Origin of the sequence: Collinsella sp. SGI.184, from assembly GCF_050313415.1 — a bacterium.
Taxonomy (GTDB): Bacteria; Actinomycetota; Coriobacteriia; order Coriobacteriales; family Coriobacteriaceae; genus Collinsella.
The window spans coordinates 1-983 of the sequence record NZ_JBNPLJ010000041.1; the positions used below are offsets into that span (position 1 = coordinate 1).

The following is a 983-nucleotide window of genomic DNA, read 5'->3' on the forward strand; positions in this document are numbered from 1 at the left end:
CAGATCCTGCACGACATGATCGCGAGCTCCTCCGCCATCGAGAACGCGATGCGCGACGAGTTCGCGGAGCTCGACGAGGTCACCCAGACCCGCCTGATCGACAACCTCGCGGCGGACGGGCCGCGAAGCAGCGAGTGGTGGCACGAGGTGCTCGTGGACGGCCCCAGGCACCGAGACTTCCCGACGCTCTCCGACGGCCCGTGCCGGAGGCGGTAGCGACGGAGGCCCTCGCCCCGGCAAAGGGGCGAGGGCCTCTCCCTTGTGTACTCCTTAGTGAAGAGACAAAACGCTACGTATCGAGCCTGCCCGCGAGCCAGAGCAGCGGAACGAAAGGCAGCACACCCAGGCACAGCAGCACGGCGAGCGCCGCGGCCACGCCCCAGCGGACGTCCTCGCGCGTCACGACAGGATCTCGTTCACGCGGGCCTGCACGGCGTCGTAGAGCGACCCCAGGCGGCGCTTGCGCTCGGCGCCGTTGCCGTAGTCGCCGCGGATGACGGCGCGCGCCAGGGCGTCGACGTCGGCTCCGCCAGACGAGCCTCCCGAGGAGCCCCGGTGCCCAGCATCTCGTTCACGCGCGCCTGGACCTCCGCATAGCGAGACCCAAGCGCGGCCTTGCGCGCCGAGCCGTTGCCGAACTCGCCCGTGAGCACCCGGCGCGCGAGGTCGTCCACGTCGTCAGAAGCCGGCGCCTGTGCCGCGCCCCCGCCGGAGCCCCCGACCAGGATGCGGTTCACCTCCGCCTGCACATCGTCGTAGCGGCTCCCCAGGGCCGTGCGCCGCCCCTCCCGTGATCGCGGCCTTCAGCGCCGCCCACTTGGACGCCGCCCCGTAGGGCGCGGGACAGAGCTTGCCCGTCACGTCGTAGTGGCGGATGACCCCGGAGGCGCCGATGCCGTACTTGGCCATGAGCTTCCTCACGAGCCAGCCCAGCTTCTCGACCTCGGTCGCGCTGAAGTCCTCGCCGGCCGACACGACCTCGA

Annotated in this window: 1 protein-coding gene and 2 pseudogenes; 1 reads left to right on the forward strand and 2 read right to left on the reverse strand. The window is 71.3% G+C overall.

Going from position 1 to position 983, the window contains the following annotated elements; all coding sequences use genetic code 11:
• A pseudogene (locus ACQRAJ_RS08715) lies at positions 1-216 on the forward strand (hypothetical protein); the annotation flags it as partial.
• A gap of 183 nt (positions 217-399) precedes the next feature.
• Here the strand turns inward: ACQRAJ_RS08715 and ACQRAJ_RS08720 are convergent.
• Together ACQRAJ_RS08720 and ACQRAJ_RS08725 are read right to left on the reverse strand one after the other, a co-directional pair.
• Complete coding sequence (locus ACQRAJ_RS08720) at positions 400-510, reverse strand: hypothetical protein (RefSeq protein WP_427748381.1); 111 nt, start codon at positions 508-510, stop codon at positions 400-402.
• Positions 511-572: 62 nt separating this feature from the next.
• Positions 573-749: pseudogene (locus ACQRAJ_RS08725) on the reverse strand (hypothetical protein); the annotation flags it as partial.
• Positions 750-983 lie beyond the last annotated feature (234 nt).